Here is an 18775-nt window from a genome sequence, read left to right on the forward strand (position 1 = left end):
GGCGGGTCTAGCCGGTCAGGCTGAGCCGGTCCATCCGGGTCGGTTCCGCGGCCCCAGCGGGTCCAGTTGGTCCGGCTCATCCGGCCCGTACGGCCGACCCCGCCGGCCCGGCGGGTCCAGTCGGTCCAGCGGGTCTAGCCGATCAGGCCGCAGGCCGAGCCGGTCCATCCGGCCGGTCCAGCGGTCCCAGCCGGTCCGGCTCATCCAGCCAGTACAGCCGACCCGGCCGGTCAAGCGATTCGGCCCGTCCGGCGGGTCCAGCCGGTTCAGCCGGTCGTGCCTGTCCAGCGGGCCCAGCCGGTTCCGGCCGATTACGCCCGTCCGGCCGGTCACGTCCGCCCGGCCGGTCACGTCCGCCCGGCCGGTCACGCCCGTCCGGCGGGTCCAGCCGGTTCCGGCCGGTCACGCCCGTCCGGCCGGTCCGACCAGTCACGCCCCTCCGGCCGGTCCGGCCGGTCATGTCCGTTCAACCCGTCCGGCTTCGCGCCGTCCCGGCCCCCCGGGGTGGTGCGAAGCCGGTGTCCCGCCGCCCCCCTTCCCGGGTAAGGAGACGCCCGCAGATGTCCCGTCGCCTGTTCACCTCGGAGTCCGTGACCGAGGGCCACCCCGACAAGATCGCCGACCAGATCAGCGACGCCGTCCTCGACGCGCTGCTCGCCCAGGACCCCTCCGCCCGGGTCGCCGTGGAGACCCTGATCACCACCGGCCAGGTGCACGTGGCCGGCGAGGTCACCACCACCGCCTACGCGGACATCGCGACCCTCGTCCGCGAGACGATCCTCCGGATCGGCTACGACTCCTCCAAGAAGGGCTTCGACGGCGCCTCGTGCGGGGTGTCGGTGTCGATCGGCGCGCAGTCCCCGGACATCGCGCAGGGCGTCGACACCGGAGGCGCGGGCGACCAGGGCCTGATGTTCGGCTACGCCACCGACGAGACCCCCGAGCTGATGCCCCTGCCGATCCGCCTCGCCCACCGCCTGTCCCACCGGCTCTCCGAGGTCCGCAAGAACGGCGCCGTCCCCTACCTGCGCCCGGACGGCAAGACGCAGGTCACCATCGAGTACGACGGCGACAAGGCCGTACGCCTGGACACGGTGGTGGTCTCCTCCCAGCACGCCTCCGACATCGACCTGGAGACCCTGCTCACCCCCGACGTCCGCGAGTTCGTCGTGGAGCCGGAGCTGAAGGCCCTGCTGGCGGAGGACATCAAGCTCGACGTCGAGGGGTACCGCCTGCTGGTCAACCCGACGGGCCGGTTCGAGATCGGCGGTCCGATGGGTGACGCGGGCCTGACCGGCCGGAAGATCATCATCGACACCTACGGCGGCATGGCCCGGCACGGCGGCGGCGCCTTCTCCGGCAAGGACCCGTCCAAGGTGGACCGCTCGGCGGCGTACGCGATGCGCTGGGTCGCCAAGAACGTCGTGGCGGCCGGCCTGGCCTCCCGCTGCGAGGTCCAGGTCGCCTACGCCATCGGCAAGGCCGAACCCGTCGGCCTGTTCGTGGAGACCTTCGGCACCGCACGCGTCCCGCAGGCCGTCCTGGAGAAGGCCATCGGCGACGTCTTCGACCTCTCCCCGAAGGGCATCATCCGCGACCTGGACCTGCTCCGCCCGATCTACGGCCGGACCGCCGCGTACGGGCACTTCGGCCGCGAACTGCCCGACTTCACCTGGGAACGCACCGACCGGGTGGACGCGCTGCGCGCCGCGGCGGGAGTCTGAGATGCGCATCGCCGTCACCGGGTCCATCGCCACCGACCATCTGATGACGTTCCCGGCCCGCATCACCGACCAGCTGCTGGCCGACCGCCTGGACCGGGTGTCGCTGTCGTTCCTCGTGGACACCCTGGAGATCCGCCAGGGCGGGGTCGCCGCCAACATCAGCTACGGGCTGGCCCTGCTGGGCCACCGCCCGCTGCTGGTGGGGGCGGTGGGCGCCGACTTCGCGGAGTACGGCGCCCGGCTGTCCGCACTCGGCGTGGACACCGGCGCCGTCCTCGTCTCCGCCACCCGTCACACGGCCCGCTTCCTGTGCACCACGGACCCGGACGGCAACCAGATCGCGTCCTTCTACCCGGGCGCGATGACGGAGGCGGCGCACATCGACCTCGCCGAGGTCGCCGCCGGCGCGGACGTCGTCCTGATCGGCGCGGACGACCCGGCGGCCATGCTGCGCCACACCCGCGCCTGCCGGGCGCTGGGCATCCGCTTCATGGCCGACCCGTCCCAGCAGCTGGCCCGGCTGGACGGCGGTGACATCCGCGCCCTCGTCGACGGCGCGGACCACCTGTTCACCAACGAGTACGAACACGAACTGCTCCTGCGCAAGACCGGCTGGACCACGGACGAGGTCCTGGACCGGGTCGGCACGTGGGTGACGACGCTCGGCGCGAAGGGCAGCCGTATCGACCGGGCCGGAGAAACAGCGGTGGAGGTGGCGGCGGCCCCGGCGACCGAGGTCACCGATCCGACGGGCGTCGGCGACGCGTTCCGCGCGGGCTACCTCGCCGCCCTGGCGACCGGCGGCACCGCGCCCGAAGCCGCCCGCACCGGCTCGGTCCTGGCCTCCCTGGCCCTGGCAACGGTGGGCACCCAGACCTACCGGGCCACCCCCGCGATCCTCCCGCCCCTCCTCAGAGCCGCCTACGGCCCTGCCACCCCACCTTCCGGCTGAACCCCGAGGCTTTCCTCGCCGGGGAAGAGGGGCTGGGGCACGTGGGGGGTGCCGACGCATCCGGCCCACCGGGTCGTCGTAGGGCGCGCGCCGGGCAGCGCATCGCGGCCGGGCGTCTGACCTGGGGGTTTCTCACAGTGCACGGGGCGCGGGGCGGGGGCCGAAGCCGTTCCCGCGTCGGGAGGCGCCGTCGCGCGGCCCCGGCGGGGTGGGTTCACTTGGCGCCGGTGCTGCCCGCCGATTCGCCGGCGGCACGACGGTACTCGGCGTTGATGCGCTGCGCTTCCTCGAGCTGGTCCTCGAGGATGACGATGCGGCACGCGGCCTCGATCGGGGTCCCTCTGTCGACGAGTTCGCGGGCGCGGGCGGCGATCCGCAGTTGGTAGCGGGAGTACCGGCGGTGTCCTCCTTCCGAGCGGAGCGGAGTGATCAGCCGGGCCTCGCCGATGGCCCGCAGGAAGGCCGGGGTGGTACCGAGCATCTCGGCTGCCCGGCCCATCGTGTACGCGGGGTAGTCGTCGTCGTCCAGACGATCATTCAGAGGGTTGTCCGATGTCATGTCACCTCGCTGTGCAACGCGTCGAGGGGCCCTGATGCCGTACGGCACCAGGGCCCCGAAGGAAATTCAACACCATCTGTCGGCCCTACTGCTGTGCCGACCTTCTGTTTCCGCTACCCGGCCCGGCAGGGCGGAGCGGGGGATCGCAGCTGCGTGACCGGGGACCACCATCCATTCCGGGGTCTTGCGGTACCCGGGCCGAGTGCCTCTCGGACCGGGCGATCCTGATGGCGTCAGCTCCTCCGTTCCTCTCGGACCAATCCACTGAACGAACCTGTACTGCTGTCGGCGGCCTCTCCACCTGCGTCCGGGACGCTACGGCCGCCACCCGCCAGTTCGTGTCTGGCGGGTCTCGCCGGACCATGTCTACGAGAGAAACCGTACCCCTGTCAGCGACAAAAATCTACTGTGACAAGACTAGATTTCACTCGTTCGGTGGCAGACGAATCCTGCCGTGATCGCATCCTCACCAGTGGGCCGGGAGCCGCCTCCGGCCGCCCGTGCGACCACTTACTGCCCCGCGGGCGGTGCGGGGGCGGCCGGGCCGCATAAGCTCTGCTGTCATGTCGAACCCTGATGAGCTGCTCGTCGCCATCTCCGCCGCGGTGGAGTCCGAGCGAAGCAATCAGATGTCGCTGACCGTGGTCGTCGGCGGCGCCGTGATCACCGGCCGGTTGGCTCCCGAGGCCGTATGGCGGGAGCGGGTGGCGGAGGTCCTGAAGGACTCCGACCGGCTCGGCCCCTTCGCGGGCGTCTTCTCCCGTGACCAACGCGGGTCCCGGCCCGGCCGTGACGAGGCGCCCACGCATCTGCACTTCCACCTCGCCCGCATCCTCCAGGGCAGCCTCGGCATCCCGGAGACGGGAGGCATGTACCGAGTCGCCATCAAGGACGTCAGCGCCTGGTCCGTGGGCGACCTCAGCTACTCCGACCGGTGACACAGCGATGGGGGCCCTTCCGACATCTGTCGGAAGGGCCCCCACCGGGATCCTGAGGACGGTTTCCCGCCCGTCGTCATACGGCCACGGAACCGGGCCCGCCGAGCAGTGCCGACGCGGTCCGGAGCGCGTCGGGTCCGGCCACGCCCGCGTCCGCGGGTGCGGCCCCGGGCGCGTCGTGGCAGGTGAAGCCGAGGCGCGTCATGGCTTGGGTGACCTCACCGGCACTGAAGTCACGCGGGTCCTGCCGGGTGAGGACCCGGCCGACCTGCTTGACGGGGTAGCGACGGCGTCCGATGGTCACGGACGCGCCCGTCACGGCCTCGGGCTTGACGCCCTTCATCGACTCCAGCACCCCGATTCTGGTCAGGTCGAACGGGTACCGGGCGATGACACAGCGCATGATGCCTCACAGGGGAGAAGTCGGGGGAGAGAAGGGCGCGTCCGGCCGGGCGGATCAGCGCGAGAGGGCGAGTACGCCCGGAGTCCGGCCGTACTCACCGACGTCACCGGAGCGGGCGCAGGGCTGCTCGGGCAGCGATCCGTCGAGGACGTCCCGCAGCCGGATCCGGTCGGTGTACGCGGAACTGTCGCGGAGCACGGCGAGCCGGACCCGGGTGATCAGGCCCGTGCTCCGGTCGTCCTCGTCGCACACGGTCAGGTACTCGACCCGGGCGCCCGCCATGACGGCCAGAGCCACCTCGACGGTCATGTCGTCCCACACCCGGGGCCCGTGCCCTTCGACGTCCCGGTCCGCGGTCACGGGGGCGGGGTCCGGCATGCGGTGCTGCGTCCGTGCTGGCGTCAAAGGTGTCTCCTTCGGTGGCGGCGGGACGGCCCGGGGGCCTGGTGGCCCCCGGAGACCGAGAGGACTTCCGGGGCGTGCCGGGCTAGGCGGCCGACTCGTTGCCGGGACGCCGCTGTGCCCTGCGGCGCGTTCCCGCGCCGGCGGGCCGGCCCTGGCCGCCGCCGCCCCTGCGGTTCCGGGACGGCGACGACGTGCGGCGGGGGCGTTCCACGACCGGCGCGGTGATGACCACCGGGACGCCGGAGGGGGCCTGGGCGCCGGTGATGCGGGTCAGCTCCGCCTCGCCCGAGCGGACCGGGGTGATCTGCGGGGTGATGCCGGCCGAGGCCATCAGCCGGGTCATGCCGCGGCGCTGGCCGGGGGTCACCAGGGTGACGACGCTGCCGGACTCGCCGGCGCGGGCCGTACGGCCGCCGCGGTGCAGGTAGTCCTTGTGGTCGCTGGGCGGATCCACGTTGACGACCAGGTCGAGGCTGTCGACGTGGATGCCGCGGGCCGCGACGTTGGTGGCCACCAGCACGGTGACGTGACCGTCCTTGAACTGGGCCAGGGTCCGGGTGCGCTGCGGCTGGGAGCGGCCGCCGTGCAGGGCCGCGGCGCGGACACCGCTGTTCAGCAGGTGCTTGGTCAGCCGGTCCACCGCGTGCTTGGTGTCCAGGAACATGATCACCCGGCCGTCGCGGGCCGCGATCTCGGTGGTGGTGCGGTGCTTGTCCGTCTCGTGCACGTGGAGCACGTGGTGCTCCATCGTGGTGACGGCACCGGCCGACGGGTCGACGGAGTGCACCACCGGGTCGGTCAGATAGCGGCGGACGAGCAGATCGACGTTGCGGTCCAGGGTGGCCGAGAACAGCAGCCGCTGGCCGTCGGGGCGGACCTGGTCGAGCAGGGCGGTGACCTGGGGCATGAAGCCCATGTCGGTCATCTGGTCGGCCTCGTCGAGGACGGTCACGGCGACGTCGTCCAGCCGGCAGTCGCCCCGGTCGATGAGGTCCTTGAGCCGGCCGGGCGTCGCGACGACCACTTCCGCGCCGGTGCGCAGCGCACCGGCCTGCCGGCCGATGGACATCCCGCCGACGACGGTGGCGAGCCGCAGGCTCACGGAGCGGGCGTAGGGTGCGAGCGCGTCGGTGACCTGCTGGGCCAGCTCCCGGGTGGGGACCAGGACCAGCGCCAGCGGCCGGCGCGGCTCGGCCCGCCGGCCCGCCGTACGGGCCAGTGCCGCGAGGCCGAAGGCGAGGGTCTTGCCCGAGCCGGTACGGCCACGACCGAGCACGTCACGGCCGGCCAGGGAGTTCGGCAGGGTCGCCGCCTGGATCGGGAACGGTACGGTCACGCCTTCCTTGGCGAGCGTGGCCAGCAGCGGCGCCGGCATGGCGAGATCGGCGAACGCCTCGACGGCGGGCAGCGCCGGTGTGACCGTCTTCGGCGGTGCGAACTCGCCCTGCGCGGGCCGCCGGTTTCCCTGACCGCCGGAGCGGCGCGGGCCGCCGGAGCGGCCGGCGTTGCCACTCCCGCCGAAGCGGTCGTAGCCACGGCCGGTACCGGTGGTGCGGGTGCGGGTGGGACGGGTGCGGTTCATGCGGAACCTTCCTCGATGCGGGCGCGTATCAAGGAATTTCCGCGGCAGTACGAGCGGCGCAGAGAATCGCGAGAACGGGCCGAAAATGACAGGGTCGAATCACCCTGGTAATAAAGCGAGCCGGGGCCCGCACCCCAAGGTGCGGGCCCCAGCTGTGAAGTACGCGTCAGTCCCGAGGGTCAGGCGGGAATGATGTTCTCGGCCGTCGGGCCCTTCTGGCCCTGCGCGATGTCGAAGGACACCTTCTGGCCTTCCAGCAGCTCGCGGAAGCCCTGGGTGGCGATGTTCGAGTAGTGGGCGAAGACGTCGGGGCCGCCGCCGTCCTGCTCGATGAAGCCGAAGCCCTTTTCCGCGTTGAACCACTTCACGGTGCCAGTAGCCATTTTGTTTCTCCTTCGGAGACGGTGTCGGGAATACGCCCTGTGCGTATTCCGTGTCGCCGTGATGATCAACCGTCGGAAAAACCTTCTGGCAACCACACCTGCAACTGATGACGACACTAGCACGTCGGCGCAGGTCATGGGCTGTACGTAATTCCGTCCCGCCCGTGGCCGGGGGAATATTTGTCGCGCGCCGCGTCGATTTCTTACGTTGCCGGAACAGATATTGGTTCGCAGCGGCGCGGTATTACCCCCGGCCGCTTCCGCCCCCAGCGCTGTGACCTCCTGCGACGGGCCCGTGCGCGGCCCCTGCCGTCACCCGCGGCCGGAACCCCGTCGGGCCCGCCGGGGCCCGTGAGGGAGACGAAGCCCACATACACCGTTCCGGGTGATGCCGAGTGGTCGGCCGGCGTCCGCCGACGGCACCGGGGTACGCGTGGCTGACCTGTCCGGCGAGCGTGAAGGGGTGTGGGTGTTGCGACGGCAACTGATGGGGATGCTGGTCGCGCGAGGCTCGGTGGCCTTGCTGTTCGGCGTGGTGGCGCTGGTGTGGCCGGGGGTGACCGCGCTGGCCCTGGCCCTGCTGTTCGGTCTCTACGCGCTCGGGGACGGCCTCGCCCTGCTGACCGGCTCCTGCCGCCGGGAGGGGGACGCGGCGCATCGTGCGGCGCACGCGGCCGGGGGCGTCCTGGGCATCGCGGCCGGCCTGGTCGCCATCGCCTGGCCCGGGGTCACCGCCCTCGCGCTCGGCACGCTGATCGGCGCGTGGGCCGTGACGACCGGCGTGGCGGAGATCTGGGCGGCGGTCCGCTTCCGGCGCGAACTGCGCCACGAGTGGGCGCTGTTCCTGACCGGCGCCGCCTCGGTCGTCGCCGGTGTGCTCCTGTGGGCCCGGCCGGACGTCGGCACGACCGTGGTCGCCCAGGTCATCGGCGGGTACGCCCTCCTCACCGGTGCGCTGGTGCTGTCGGCGGCCCACCGGCTGCGCGGCGAGGACCCCGCGGCACGGCCGGCCCACCGCGCCCCCCACGCCCGGCACGCCCATCACGCCCGTCGCGTCTGACCCGCGTACCCGCGTGCCCGGCACCGGCCCCTCGGGGCCCCGGCCCGGCGGCAAGGGCACAGCATGTTCACACGAGCGCCCCGTAGCCGCCTCCCGTGTGGGCACCCGTCCAGGGCTGTCTGCCGGGAAGGAGCCCGAGCATGGCCATCGTCGCGTGCCTGTTGCTGCCGGTCGTGGGACTGCTGCTGTACGGCATGGACCGGGTCGAGGACTGGCTGACGCGCCCGCCGCGGCCCCCACGTCACGGCGCCGCCCGCCATGGTGCCGCCCGGCACCTGCGCCTGATCCGGGGAGGCGGGCAGGCGGCCGGCGCCCGGGCACGTACCGCCCGGCGGTCGGCCGACGCGGCCTGACACGGGAAGGAACCGGAACACCGGGCCGCATCGCGGGTTTCGCGGTTTCCCGCGATGGCTCCGGACATGCGTCGTACCCCTCTTTCGGAGACATGGCGCACAACCACCGGCAGAACCGGCCCTCACGGGGTATCAGCGTCGTGGAAAGGGCTGTCAGACGCACTGTTGCCGTTTGACAACAATAGCCGTGAGGCAACAAAGTAACCGTGTCGGACGTGCGCGGGGAAGGACCTGGAATGCTCCGGTGGAGGGAGGTCGCTCCGTGCGCCGGCCGCCGTCGCCGAGAGGCAACGGTGGCACCGGTGCCGCGAACGATGGGTCAGGCGGTCCGGCTGCCCGAGTCCGGGGCGTCGTCGAGTATCTGTGTGGCCGCCGTGGCGCAGAACGCTTCCAGCCCCTCCAGCAGCGCGATCCGCTTGGCCGCGGGCATATCCGCCAGTACCTTCCGCAACTCCCCCTCCCTGCGGGACCGCAGATCGGCGAGGAAGGCACGCCCCCGGCCGCTGAGGTGCAGCCGCACCTCGCGCCTGTCCTCCGGGCTCGCCACCCGCTCGACGAAACCGGCGGCCTGGAGCCGGTCGCACAGCCTGCTGGTGGACGGCGGGGTGGACGCCAGGGACTCGGCGAGCGTACGCAGGTTGATGCCGTCGTGGTGCTCCAGGACGTGCAGCACGCGCAGTTGGGACGCGGAGGTGGGCGCGGTCGACGCGCGGCCCCACACGACTTCCAGCAGCTCGACGGCCGTGGTGGTCACACGCGCGACCTCGTCGGGCTCTGGACGGCGGCGGAAGGCAGTCACGGTCACACTCTCGCAGGCACTGGGGCGCCTCTCAGCGTACTAGGCACGTGCGCCCGCCCCAGGTGGCCCGAGCGGCCCGAAGCGGCCCGCGCGGAAGACCGGCCTCGTGGGTGAGACACGTACCTTGTCCGGCGAAAGATTGGTGAATACTCCCTCATGAACAGATTTGTGACCGCTGAACGCGCCCTGCGTACAGCGGCCCCCCACGCGTTGCTCGACGCCACCCGTGCCGTACTGGTGGAGCAGTACGGCGCGGAGGACGTCGAGCTGTTCATGGCCGACTACGGCCTGAGCGTGCTCCAGCCGGTATCGGTCCTGCCGCACACCCTGGAGCCGGTGTCGGTGCACAACAGCCCGGCCGGCCGCGCCTTCGGTTCCCAGCGGCCGTACTGCGAGGACGGGCGCGACGGGCGCGCACGCCTGCACCTGCCGGTCAGTGTGCGCGGCGACCGGCTCGGGGTGCTGTCCGTGACCCTGCCCGGCGGCGAGACCGTCCGCCGCTTCGAGGCGGAACTGGCCGACCTCGCCGACGTGCTGGCGCACGAGGTGATCGTGGCGGAGCGCGACACCGACCTGTATCTCCAGGCGCGCCGCAAGGACCGGCTCACGCTGGCCGCCGAGATGCAGTGGCAGCTGCTGCCCGGCCGCTCCTGCTCCCGCCCCGAGTACGAGCTGGGGGCCCAACTGGAGCCGGCGTACGCCATTTTCGGCGACAACTTCGACTGGTCCGCCACCGCCGACCACCTGATGCTGTACGTCACCAACGGCATGGGCGAGGGCATAGAGGCGTCGCTGCTGACGAACCTGGCCATCAACGCGCTGCGCAACGCCCGGCGCGCCGGCATCTCCATCGCCGACCAGGCGGCGCTCGCGGACCAGGCCGTCTACGCCCACTACCAGGGCCGCTGCTATCTGTCCGTGCTGATGTTCGACTTCGACCTGGCCACCGGCCGGGCCAGTGTCGTCGACGCGGGCTCGCCCCGGCTGCTGCGGCTGCGGGACGGCACCGTGGAGCACGTCACCTTCGACGCGCAGCTGCCGTTGGGCATGTTCGAGGAGACCGACTACGTGGCCCAGGACTTCCAGGTGCGGCCCGGTGACCGGCTCGTCTTCGCCAGCGACGGAGTGCACGCCGTGGCCTCCCCGAAGGGGGAGGCGTACGGGGACGCGGCCCTGGCCCGGGCGATCCAGTCCACCCGGCTGCTGCCCGCCGCGGAGGTGCCGCGCGCGATCCTGCGAGAGCTGACCGGCCACCGCGGCGAGTCCGTACCCGATGACGACGCGCTGGTCGTGTGCCTGGACTGGCACGGCAGGCCGGCCGGTTCGTGAGCGGCGGGCCCGCCCGATTGTGACGATCGCGTGTTGGCCTCCGTACACCTTCCCCCTGATGCTTGCCGCGTGGCAATAATTGTCGGATGGCTCGCCGTCGGCCGGTCGGGGACGCGCACAGCAGGGAGACGATGAAGTGGCGCAGTACGACACGACACCCGAGGTGGCGCGGGAGCTGGGCGCCTTCCTGGAACGGCGCCGCGAGCAGATCGCCCAGCGGTGGGCGGACACCGCGCTGTTCCGCACGGTCTTCACCGTCTCCCGGGACGAGGCGGTCGAGGCGGGCAAAGCCGTGCTGGACGCCCTGGCCGAAGTGGCCCGCACCGGGCGGCTGGAGGACACCGGCGCCCCGGGCTTCGCCGCCGTCAGGGAACAGCTCGGCCGCATGGCCGCCGCCCGCTCCCGGGCGGGACTCGGCGCGTCCCGGATCGCGGGCGAGGTGGCCGGGCTGCGCGAACCGGCCGTCGCACTGCTGCGGGCCGACTCCGAGGACCCCGCCGACGAACGCACGCACGCGTGCGCGCTCGCGCTGACGCTCCTGATGGGCACGCTCCGGCTGGTGGTCATGGAGACCACCGTCGGCGCCGGCGGGGAACTGATCGCCCGGCAGCGGCAGCAGCTGCTGGAGGTGGCCACCCCCGTCATCAAACTGTGGGAGGGCGTCGTCGCCGTACCACTGATCGGCACCCTGGACAGCGCCCGCACCCAGGTCGTGATGGAGTCGCTGCTGGAGGCGATCGTGGACCAGCGGGCCCGGTACGCCATCCTCGACATCACCGGCGTGCCGACCGTCGACACGTTCGTGGCCCAGCACCTGATGAAGACGGTCGCCGCGGCCCGGCTGATGGGCGCGGAGTGCATCGTCTCCGGCATCCGCCCGGCCATCGCGCAGACCATCGTCCACCTCGGCATCGACCTCGGGACGATCATCACCCGGGCCGGCCTCGCCGACGCCCTGGCGTACGCGCTCACCCGGCAGGGCATGGTCGTCTCCCCACCTCCGCGCGCGGGAGCGGGCCCGCGGTGACGGGGCTGTCCGCCGTCCGTCAGGGTCCGGCGCCGGCCTCGGTGCCGGGCAAGGCCCTGGTGGTCACCTTGCGGGGGGAACCGTACGACGGGGCGGCCGAACACCTTCAGCACGACAACGCCGGGCGTGCCGCCGGCTCCTTCCCCGGCGGAGTCCCGGCCGGGGGCGTCGACTCGTTCCCCGATCGGGCCCTGGCCGGGACCATCGGCCTCTTTCCCTGGCGCGTCCCGGACGAGACCATCGATTTCATGCCCGGTCGCGTCCTGGCCGAGATCGCCGACTCCCCGCCCGGCCGTGTCCTGTCCGGGACCGCCGGTCCCGCGCGCCTGCCGGCCACCCGTAACGTCCCGGACACCGGTGACGCACCGGCCACCCGTACCGTCCTGGCCGGGACGCGCCCCGCACCGGACACCGTCAGCGCCCGGTCCCTGCCGGACCGCGGCCCCTCGGCCATCCCATCCGCTCACCCGGAAGAGGGTGCGTGATGCACGCCCCACCCGTCTCGGCCACCCACCTGCCCATCGGCTCGGACGCGGATCTGGCCCAGGTGCGTCAGCACGTGCGCCGGATCGCGGCCGACCTCGGATTCGGTCTCGTACAACAGACGAAGCTGGTGACCGCCGTCAGCGAACTCGCCCGCAACACCCTCGTCCACGGCGGCGGCGGGCACATGGAGATCATCAGGCTGGAGGAGTGCGGCGTCCGGCGCGGCCTGCGGCTGTCCTTCGTCGACGCCGGCCCCGGCATCCGCGACATCGACCTGGCGATGACCGACGGCTACACCTCGGGCGACGGCCTCGGTCTGGGCCTGAGCGGCGCCAGACGGCTCGTCCAGGAATTCGCCCTTGACAGCCACCCCGGCCGGGGCACCACCGTCACCATCACCGACTGGGTCTCCGGCGTGCCGTCGCCCCGTACGGGAACGCCATGAGCGTGGTCCGGCACAACTCCGTTCCCAGGGGCCAGGGTCAACCCGGGGCGTCGGCGCCGTCACGGAGTCGGACAACCACTCCGCGGCGGTCCCCGCTCTGACGGCCACCGGGCCCCGAATCGGTCAAGGACACCACGGTCAGGGGAGCGGCCCGTCGGTCTGCGCGCCCGTACCGCCCCGAGCGGACAGGAAGGCCCGCATGCCCCGGCTCAGCGCCTCCCGCGCGGCGGGGTCCATGCCGGCGAGGACCGCGGCGAGCGCCTGCGATCTGCGCTCGGCCACCTCGCTCAGCACCTGGCGGCCGCGCCCCGTGAGGACGAGCTGCACCTCACGCCGCCTGTGCGGATGCAGCAACCGTTCCAGCAGGCCCGCCGCCTCCAGCCGGTCGCACAGCCGGCTGGCGGTCGGCGGACCTATCTCCATGCCCTCGGCCAGCGCGGTGAGATTGAGCCCCGGCTCGGCCTCCAGGATCCGCAGGGCCCGCAACTGGTGCGGCGACAACCGCAGACTCGCGCCCTGGGCGGCCACCGCCCACAGGTTCGCCAGAGCGTCCACGGCATCGGCGATCTCCCGCGCGACGGCCAGGAGATCGTCCCCCGGTCCGTTCGGCCGGTCGTCCCCGATGCCGCCGAGACGAGTCACGAACACATCGCTTTCAGTAATGGCCTGCCCATACCGATACCACCCTCATCCACAGGCGGTACCCGGCGAGCCGCCGTACAACCACCTCCGCTGGGGCATCGTGGGGACTCGGGCAGAACCGCCCGTTTCCCACGGGCGGGGAGCGTGACCAGGGAGCGGCGGTACGCGAATGCGGCGGTCGGCCGTGATGCGAGCGCGCGGCGGCGGACCGGCGGGTACGACGGCCGGCAGATCCTCGAACGCGCCAAGTCCCGGCCGGACAGGGGTCAGTTCATCGCCGCGATCCGGGAGATCGACGTGAGTCGTTCCTGACGGTGGTACGCCGGCCGACGCGGAGGCGAGGCAGGCTCACCCGGTGGCGAGCATCCCCGAGCGCAGTCGCGCCACGATGCGGGAGATGAGCCGGGAGACGTGCATCTGCGAGACGCCCAGTTCCTTGCCGATCTCCGCCTGGGTCCGCTCCTCCACGAACCTCAGGTGCAGGATCCTCCGCTCCCGCTCGTCCAGCCCGGCGACGAGCGGGGCGAGGGCGTGGAAGTCCTCGACGAGTTCCAGCGCGGTGTCCTCCTCGCCGATGAACTCGGAGAGGGCCGCCTCGCCCTCCTCGGAGTCGCCGGTGATCGCGGCGTCCAGGGAGGCGGAGTTGTAGCCGTTCGCCGCGATCTGGACCTCGACGACCTCCTCCTCCGTGAGGTTCATCAGGGCGGCCAGCTCCGAGACCTTGGGCGCCCGCCCCAGCCGGCTGCGCAGCTCCTCGCTCGCCTTGGCGAGTTCGGTACGGGCCTCCTGCAGTCTCCGCGGCACGTGGACGGACCAGGAGGTGTCCCGGAAGAACCGCTTGATCTCACCGACGATGTACGGCACCGCGAAGCTGGTGAACTGCACCTCACGGGAGATCTCGAACCGGTCGATCGCCTTGATCAGGCCGATCGTGCCGACCTGGACGACGTCCTCCATGTCCTGGCCGCTGTTGCGGAACCGGCGGGCGGCGAAGCGCACCAGCGACATGTTCATCTCGATGAGCGTGTTGCGCGCGTACTGGTACTCGGGCGTGCCCTCCTCGAGCACGGCGAGCCGGTCCAGGAACGTCTTGGTCAGCTCACGGGCGTCCTGGGGTGCGATCTTCTGCGGATCCGCGATCTCGGGCAGCTCCGTACCGGAGTCGGTCGCCGTCCCGACGAGTGCCGTCGTCATCCCAGGCCCTCCCTGCCATCCACGCCCGCCCCCGGTGGGCCGGCCCTCAGCAGCGCGCCTACCCGCTAACAACCACCTCATGTCACCCATGTTCCAAATCACCACCGGACGGCCGGACGCGGCGGTCACCGCGGTCCGGACACGCGACCGGCCGGCCGGTGATCACCGGTGGAGGGGCTGGTCAGGAGAAGACGACGGAGCGCAGCAGCAGACGATCGGACGCACCTCCGCCGGGACGCAGGGTGTAGTAGGTGTCGCCTTCGCAGTCGGCGTCAAGGAAGACGGTGGCGGTGGAGTTCGTGAGGTTCTTCGGCGCCCGCGACACCGCGCCGGGTCCGGCGGCGGGCGTGGGCAGGGTGACGCACTTGCCGCTGGCGGGGTTGTTCAGGAAGCCGACGGCTTCGTATCCCTCGTCGGTGGTGTAGGTGTAGCGGAACTGGCCGGTCGCGGCGGAGGCCGAGCCCGGGGCGGTCAGCAGCAGGACGAGGGCACTGCAGGCGGCACCGACGGCCGCCGTGACGGAACGAAGAGACACGGGTTTCCTTCTGTGGGGTAACCGGAACGGTCAGTCCCAGCGATGCCCAGGAAAAGGCGGGTCAGCCGCTTTGTCCCTCGAACGGGGCTGCCTCAAGCTCCGCACCGGTACGGATGTTGACCCATCGCCCCGACGGTCTCCGGCTCGCGGCAACCTTTGCGGCGCCTGTGACCACCTGAAGGCGGAGCCCGGCCGGTCCCCCCCCGGCCAGGGTTCCGTGTTTCGCAGGTGAACGGCACGCAAGGAGAACACCCCCCATGAACAACCCCACGCACGGCCGGCGTCGCGGGCGCCACCGCCGTGGCTGGACCGCCACCGGTCTGCTGCTCGGTGTGCCCGCCGTCCTCGTGCCGTACCTCCTGTTCACGCAGGAGGACTCGCAGGCCGCGACGGTCGACAGCGGTGCCTACTACCGGCTGGTGTCCGTGCGGAGCGGCAAGGTGATGGACGTCGACGGCTTCTCCACCGCCGACGGCACCCGTATCCGGCAGTGGGCCGACCAGAACACCGCCAACCAGCAGTGGAGGCTGAAGCCCACCGGGGACGGCTACTACGAGCTGGTGAACCGCAACAGCGGCAAGGTGCTGGGCATAGCGGGCGGTTCGACCGCCGAGGGCGCCGTCGCCGAGCAGCAGACCGACAGCTCCTCCAAGGCGCAGGAGTGGAAGATCGAGGAGGCGGGCGGCTCCGGCGCCGTCACCTTCACCTCCCGCCGGAGCGGGCAGGTCCTGGACGTCGCCGGGGGCTCCAGGGCCGACGGCGCGGAAATCGTCCAGCACCGGGGCCGGGACGGCGCCGGCCGGCAGTGGAAGCTGGTGAAGACGGCCGGGACGGGGACGACGGGGGCCGGCGGCGCGCGGACCACGGCGGCGGCCGGACCGTATGTGTGGCGGAACGCCGAGGTGGTGGGCGGCGGTTACGTCACCGGCCTGGTGTTCAACCCGCGGGAGAAGGGCCTGTTGTACGCGCGCACCGACATGGGCGGCGCCTACCGCTGGGACACCGGCGCCGAGCAGTGGATCCCGCTGACCGACTGGCTCGGCGAGAAGGACTGGAACCTGCTGGGCATCGACTCGGTGGCCACCGACCCCGTCGACCCCGGGCGGCTCTACCTCGCGGCGGGCACCTACACCAACGAGTGGGCGGGCAACGGCGCGCTCCTGCGCTCCACCGACCGGGGCCGCACCTTCCGGCGCACCGCTCTGCCGTTCAAGCTGGGCGGCAACGAGGACGGCCGAGGGGCGGGCGAGCGGCTCGCGATCGACCCCGCGGACCCCGCCACCCTGCTGCTGGGCACCCGCAGGAACGGCCTGTGGCGCAGCACCGACCACGGCGTGACCTGGCGGCAGGTCTCCTCGTTCCCGGTCAAGGACGGGGCGGGCAGCGGCGCGGGCATCTCCTTCGTGACGTACGGCCCGGCCGGCAGCGGGACGGTGTACGTCGGTGTCGCCGACAGGTCCACCTCCCTGTACCGCTCCACCGACGGCGGCGGCACCTGGCAGGCCGTCCCCGGGCAGCCCACCGGCCGGCTGCCGCAGCACGGCGTGCTCTCCGGTGACGGCTCGCTGTACCTGACGTACACCGACAACCTCGGACCCAACGGTGTGACGGGGGGTTCGGTGTGGAAGTACCGCCCGGCGGGCGGGGGCTGGAAGAACGTCTCCCCGTCCACCGGCTCCTACGGGTTCTCCGGTCTGGCCGTCGACCCGCGCAAGCCGTCCACGGTGATGGTCACCACCCTCGGCCGCTGGTGGCCCGAGGACGAGATCTACCGCAGCACCGACGGCGGCACCACATGGAAGGCACTGGCGGGCAAGTCGGTGCGCAACGCATCGTCCGCGCCTTACGTCGGCACCCACACCGGGCACTGGATGACCGCCCTGGCCATCGACCCCTTCGACTCGGGGCACGTGCTGTACGGCACCGGCAACGGCATCTGGCGCAGCGAGGACGCCACCGCCACCGACAGCGGCGGTACGAGCCACTGGACCGCGGGGGCCCGGGGGCTGGAGGAGACCTCGCTGATGGACGCGGTGGCCCCGCCCGGCGGCGCCACCGTCGTCACCGCCATGGGCGACCAGGGCGGGTTCCGTCACGGCTCGCTGACCAAGGTGCCCGCCGGGCGGCTGAAGAACCCCATGATGACCAACAGCACCGACATCGACTTCGCGCAGGCCAAGCCCACGATGATGGTCCGTGTCGGCCGGGGCGGCGCGCAGGACGGCGCCTACTCCACCGACGGCGGCGGCACCTGGACCGGCTTCCGGGCGGAGCCGGTGCCCGGTGCCCAGGACGGCCATGTCGCGGTGGCGGCGGACGGCTCCGCCATCGTATGGACCGAGGAGGGCCAGGCCCCGTACCGCTCGACCGACAAGGGCGCGAGCTGGCAGAAGGTCGGCGGCCTCGGGGCCGGCGCCGTCGTCGTCGCCGACCGCTCCTCGGCCAGGACGTTCTACTCGCTGTCCGGTGGCACCCTCTACGCCGCCACCGACGGCGGCGCGACCTTCACCGCCCGCGCCACCGGCCTGCCCGACGGCCGCCTCACGGCCGTCCCCGGTGCCGCCGGAGACCTGTGGATCGCCGGCGGTGCCAAGGGGCTGCTGCACTCCACCGACGGCGGCCGCACCTTCACCACGCTCACCACGGTGAGGTCCGCCTCGGCCCTCGGCTTCGGCAAGCCCGCACCCGGTGCCTCCTATCAGGCCCTGTACCTGATCGGCACCGTCAAGAACGTCACCGGCGTCTTCCGCTCCACCGACAAGGGCGCCACCTGGCTCCGCGTCAACGACGACGCCCACCAGTGGGGCGGCATCGGCTCCGTCGGTGTCATCACCGGCGACCCCGACACCTTCGGCCGTGTCTACATCGGCACCAACGGCCGCGGCCTCCAGTACGGCGACCCGGCCCGTCCCTGAGGTGGCCGGGGCGCGGACGTGCCCCCGAGGGCCCGCGCAAGGAGCTGACCCCCCAACCGCCCGCCAGGCCGTCACCGCCGGCCTGGCGGGCTCAGCTCGGGGCTCCCCCGAGTGGAGTACGTGCGGTCGTGTGGACGTACAGGCCGCGTGAGGGTGGTTACGGCCGCGGCCGCTCGTGTCGTCCGCGAGGGGACCGACATGACGCAGACCGCCGATGCCAAGCCCGCCGAGCGCCGGGTCGCGGAGGCCAACGCCGAGCCTGTGGCGGCAGAGCCGGCTCCGGGTCGACGGCCCGCGCAGCTGGGACGCGGACGTCACCGTGCGCTGGAACCCGGCCGGCGGCGAGCCGGTCACGCAGCGGCTGCGCAACGGCGTCCTCACCCACGTCAGGGGGTACTAGCCCGGACGCGGCCGCACCGGACACGGAGATCACCCTCACCGAGAGCGACCTGCGGGCCGTCCTGCTCGGCACCCTCACCCCGGAGGAACTGGCGGCCCGGGACAGCGTCACGGTCACCGGGGACATCGGCCGGCTGACCGACCTGCTCGGCCATCTCGCCGCCCCCGGCCCGGACTTCGCCATCGTCACGCCCTGAGCCGGGGACGGGCCGACGAGGTGAAGGGCCGGACGCCCAGGCGGCGACTGCTCCCCGCCCCGGGAAAGCCGAAGCCGTCGGACGTGGGCGCGGGGCTGGTCACGGGGCTGTTCTCGATCCCGGAGGGCATGGCGTACGCGTCCATCGCCGGGTTCGACCCGGTCGCGGGCCTGTACGCGGGCAGCGTCCCCGCGATCGTCGGCTCGCTCACCGCCCGTACGGTCCTCATGGTCACCACTTCCAGGCGCCACCCCGCCCGTCGGCATGACCGAGACCGGGGGATCCCGCAACCCGGGAGCCCGGTTCCGTCCGCCATCCGCAGGACCCGGCAGGGCGGGCACCACCCGTACGGCGGCGCGGATGTGCGGCCGGTCACCATGACCGGAAGCCTAGAATCCGTCACCGGACCGCACTGAATATCCGTCTTGTTCGTTTATGGGCTGGTCCT

24 protein-coding genes are annotated in these 18775 nt (G+C 72.3%); 14 read left to right on the forward strand and 10 right to left on the reverse strand.

Annotated features, from left to right (window positions below):
* The first annotated feature begins 560 nt into the window (after window positions 1-560).
* The gene (metK, locus tag HB370_RS21365) at window positions 561-1724 is read left to right on the forward strand and encodes a methionine adenosyltransferase (protein WP_167513009.1); all 1164 of its coding nucleotides are present in this window, start codon (window positions 561-563) and stop codon (window positions 1722-1724) included.
* A gap of 1 nt (window position 1725) precedes the next feature.
* Window positions 1726-2676: a carbohydrate kinase family protein gene (locus tag HB370_RS21370; RefSeq protein ID WP_030790668.1), complete on the forward strand. Its 951-nt coding sequence runs from the start codon at window positions 1726-1728 to the stop codon at window positions 2674-2676.
* Between the two features lie 214 nt (window positions 2677-2890).
* Here HB370_RS21370 and HB370_RS21375 read toward each other — a convergent pair whose 3' ends face one another.
* Window positions 2891-3235 carry a MerR family transcriptional regulator gene (locus HB370_RS21375; RefSeq protein ID WP_030790671.1) on the reverse strand — a complete coding sequence of 115 codons (345 nt, stop codon included), beginning with the start codon at window positions 3233-3235 and terminating at the stop codon, window positions 2891-2893.
* 563 nt (window positions 3236-3798) lie between these two features.
* On the opposite strand from HB370_RS21375, the gene HB370_RS21380 reads away from it, so the two are divergent.
* On the forward strand, window positions 3799-4173 hold the full coding sequence (locus HB370_RS21380; RefSeq protein ID WP_030790674.1) for a hypothetical protein: 375 nt from the start codon (window positions 3799-3801) through the stop codon (window positions 4171-4173).
* Window positions 4174-4249: 76 nt separating this feature from the next.
* Here HB370_RS21380 and HB370_RS21385 read toward each other — a convergent pair whose 3' ends face one another.
* From HB370_RS21385 to HB370_RS21400, 4 genes are all read right to left on the reverse strand, one after another.
* Window positions 4250-4576 (reverse strand): SCO5918 family protein, encoded by a 327-nt coding sequence (locus HB370_RS21385; protein ID WP_030790677.1) that lies wholly within the window; start codon window positions 4574-4576, stop codon window positions 4250-4252.
* A 54-nt stretch (window positions 4577-4630) separates the two neighbouring features.
* The gene (locus HB370_RS21390) at window positions 4631-4954 is read right to left on the reverse strand and encodes a CBS domain-containing protein (protein WP_030790680.1); all 324 of its coding nucleotides are present in this window, start codon (window positions 4952-4954) and stop codon (window positions 4631-4633) included.
* 109 nt (window positions 4955-5063) lie between these two features.
* The gene (locus HB370_RS21395; RefSeq protein ID WP_030790683.1) at window positions 5064-6563 is read right to left on the reverse strand and encodes a DEAD/DEAH box helicase; all 1500 of its coding nucleotides are present in this window, start codon (window positions 6561-6563) and stop codon (window positions 5064-5066) included.
* Between the two features lie 179 nt (window positions 6564-6742).
* Window positions 6743-6946 (reverse strand): cold-shock protein, encoded by a 204-nt coding sequence (locus HB370_RS21400; protein ID WP_030790686.1) that lies wholly within the window; start codon window positions 6944-6946, stop codon window positions 6743-6745.
* A gap of 433 nt (window positions 6947-7379) precedes the next feature.
* Here HB370_RS21400 and HB370_RS21405 point away from each other — a divergent pair, with 433 nt between their 5' ends.
* Together HB370_RS21405 and HB370_RS21410 are read left to right on the forward strand one after the other, a co-directional pair.
* Window positions 7380-8006 carry a DUF308 domain-containing protein gene (locus HB370_RS21405; RefSeq protein WP_244405592.1) on the forward strand — a complete coding sequence of 209 codons (627 nt, stop codon included), beginning with the start codon at window positions 7380-7382 and terminating at the stop codon, window positions 8004-8006.
* Window positions 8007-8146: 140 nt separating this feature from the next.
* Window positions 8147-8359, forward strand: a complete 213-nt coding sequence (locus tag HB370_RS21410) for a hypothetical protein (protein ID WP_030790692.1) — start codon at window positions 8147-8149, stop codon at window positions 8357-8359.
* A 319-nt stretch (window positions 8360-8678) separates the two neighbouring features.
* Here the strand turns inward: HB370_RS21410 and HB370_RS21415 are convergent, their stop codons facing one another.
* Window positions 8679-9113, reverse strand: a complete 435-nt coding sequence (locus HB370_RS21415) for a MarR family transcriptional regulator (RefSeq protein WP_030790695.1) — start codon at window positions 9111-9113, stop codon at window positions 8679-8681.
* Window positions 9114-9314: 201 nt separating this feature from the next.
* Between HB370_RS21415 and HB370_RS21420 the strand changes: the two genes are divergently transcribed.
* The 4 genes from HB370_RS21420 to HB370_RS21435 all read left to right on the forward strand — a co-directional run bounded on the left by HB370_RS21420 (window position 9315) and on the right by HB370_RS21435 (window position 12445).
* Window positions 9315-10487, forward strand: coding sequence for a PP2C family protein-serine/threonine phosphatase (locus tag HB370_RS21420; RefSeq protein ID WP_030790697.1), 1173 nt, complete (start codon window positions 9315-9317; stop codon window positions 10485-10487).
* Window positions 10488-10623: 136 nt separating this feature from the next.
* On the forward strand, window positions 10624-11514 hold the full coding sequence (locus tag HB370_RS21425) for an STAS domain-containing protein (RefSeq protein WP_167513010.1): 891 nt from the start codon (window positions 10624-10626) through the stop codon (window positions 11512-11514).
* Window positions 11511-11999 (forward strand): hypothetical protein, encoded by a 489-nt coding sequence (locus tag HB370_RS21430; protein WP_078637750.1) that lies wholly within the window; start codon window positions 11511-11513, stop codon window positions 11997-11999. The genes HB370_RS21425 and HB370_RS21430 overlap by 4 nt, the downstream gene beginning before the upstream one ends.
* Entirely contained in the window at window positions 11999-12445 is a 447-nt protein-coding gene (locus HB370_RS21435) for an anti-sigma regulatory factor (protein WP_030790703.1), read from the forward strand. Before HB370_RS21430 ends, HB370_RS21435 begins: the two co-directional genes overlap by 1 nt.
* Before the next feature lie 138 nt (window positions 12446-12583).
* Here HB370_RS21435 and HB370_RS21440 read toward each other — a convergent pair whose 3' ends face one another.
* Window positions 12584-13087 (reverse strand): MarR family transcriptional regulator, encoded by a 504-nt coding sequence (locus HB370_RS21440; RefSeq protein WP_030790706.1) that lies wholly within the window; start codon window positions 13085-13087, stop codon window positions 12584-12586.
* A gap of 144 nt (window positions 13088-13231) precedes the next feature.
* Here HB370_RS21440 and HB370_RS21445 point away from each other — a divergent pair, with 144 nt between their 5' ends.
* The gene (locus tag HB370_RS21445) at window positions 13232-13399 is read left to right on the forward strand and encodes a hypothetical protein (protein WP_157855640.1); all 168 of its coding nucleotides are present in this window, start codon (window positions 13232-13234) and stop codon (window positions 13397-13399) included.
* 36 nt (window positions 13400-13435) lie between these two features.
* On the opposite strand, the gene HB370_RS21450 is transcribed toward HB370_RS21445, so the two are convergent.
* Both HB370_RS21450 and HB370_RS21455 read right to left on the reverse strand, forming a co-directional pair.
* On the reverse strand, window positions 13436-14281 hold the full coding sequence (locus tag HB370_RS21450) for an RNA polymerase sigma factor SigF (RefSeq protein WP_030790709.1): 846 nt from the start codon (window positions 14279-14281) through the stop codon (window positions 13436-13438).
* Between the two features lie 181 nt (window positions 14282-14462).
* On the reverse strand, window positions 14463-14816 hold the full coding sequence (locus tag HB370_RS21455; protein WP_030790712.1) for a hypothetical protein: 354 nt from the start codon (window positions 14814-14816) through the stop codon (window positions 14463-14465).
* A 257-nt stretch (window positions 14817-15073) separates the two neighbouring features.
* Here HB370_RS21455 and HB370_RS21460 point away from each other — a divergent pair, with 257 nt between their 5' ends.
* From HB370_RS21460 to HB370_RS41990, 3 genes are all read left to right on the forward strand, one after another.
* Entirely contained in the window at window positions 15074-17731 is a 2658-nt protein-coding gene (locus HB370_RS21460; RefSeq protein ID WP_030790715.1) for an RICIN domain-containing protein, read from the forward strand.
* Between the two features lie 214 nt (window positions 17732-17945).
* A complete protein-coding gene (locus HB370_RS41985; RefSeq protein ID WP_244406090.1) occupies window positions 17946-18131 on the forward strand; it encodes a hypothetical protein in 186 nt (61 codons plus the stop codon).
* 61 nt (window positions 18132-18192) lie between these two features.
* A complete protein-coding gene (locus tag HB370_RS41990) occupies window positions 18193-18327 on the forward strand; it encodes an alkyl sulfatase C-terminal domain-containing protein (RefSeq protein WP_342450996.1) in 135 nt (44 codons plus the stop codon).
* Here the strand turns inward: HB370_RS41990 and HB370_RS41995 are convergent.
* Entirely contained in the window at window positions 18317-18538 is a 222-nt protein-coding gene (locus HB370_RS41995; protein ID WP_244406091.1) for a hypothetical protein, read from the reverse strand. The two genes, HB370_RS41990 and HB370_RS41995, sit on opposite strands and share 11 nt — an antisense overlap.
* On the opposite strand from HB370_RS41995, the gene HB370_RS42000 reads away from it, so the two are divergent.
* A complete protein-coding gene (locus HB370_RS42000; RefSeq protein ID WP_244406039.1) occupies window positions 18456-18743 on the forward strand; it encodes a hypothetical protein in 288 nt (95 codons plus the stop codon). The genes HB370_RS41995 and HB370_RS42000 overlap by 83 nt on opposite strands.
* Window positions 18744-18775 lie beyond the last annotated feature (32 nt).

The sequence above is a fragment of the Streptomyces sp. DSM 40868 genome, from assembly GCF_011820545.1.
GTDB classification, from domain to species: Bacteria; Actinomycetota; Actinomycetes; order Streptomycetales; family Streptomycetaceae; genus Streptomyces; species Streptomyces eurythermus.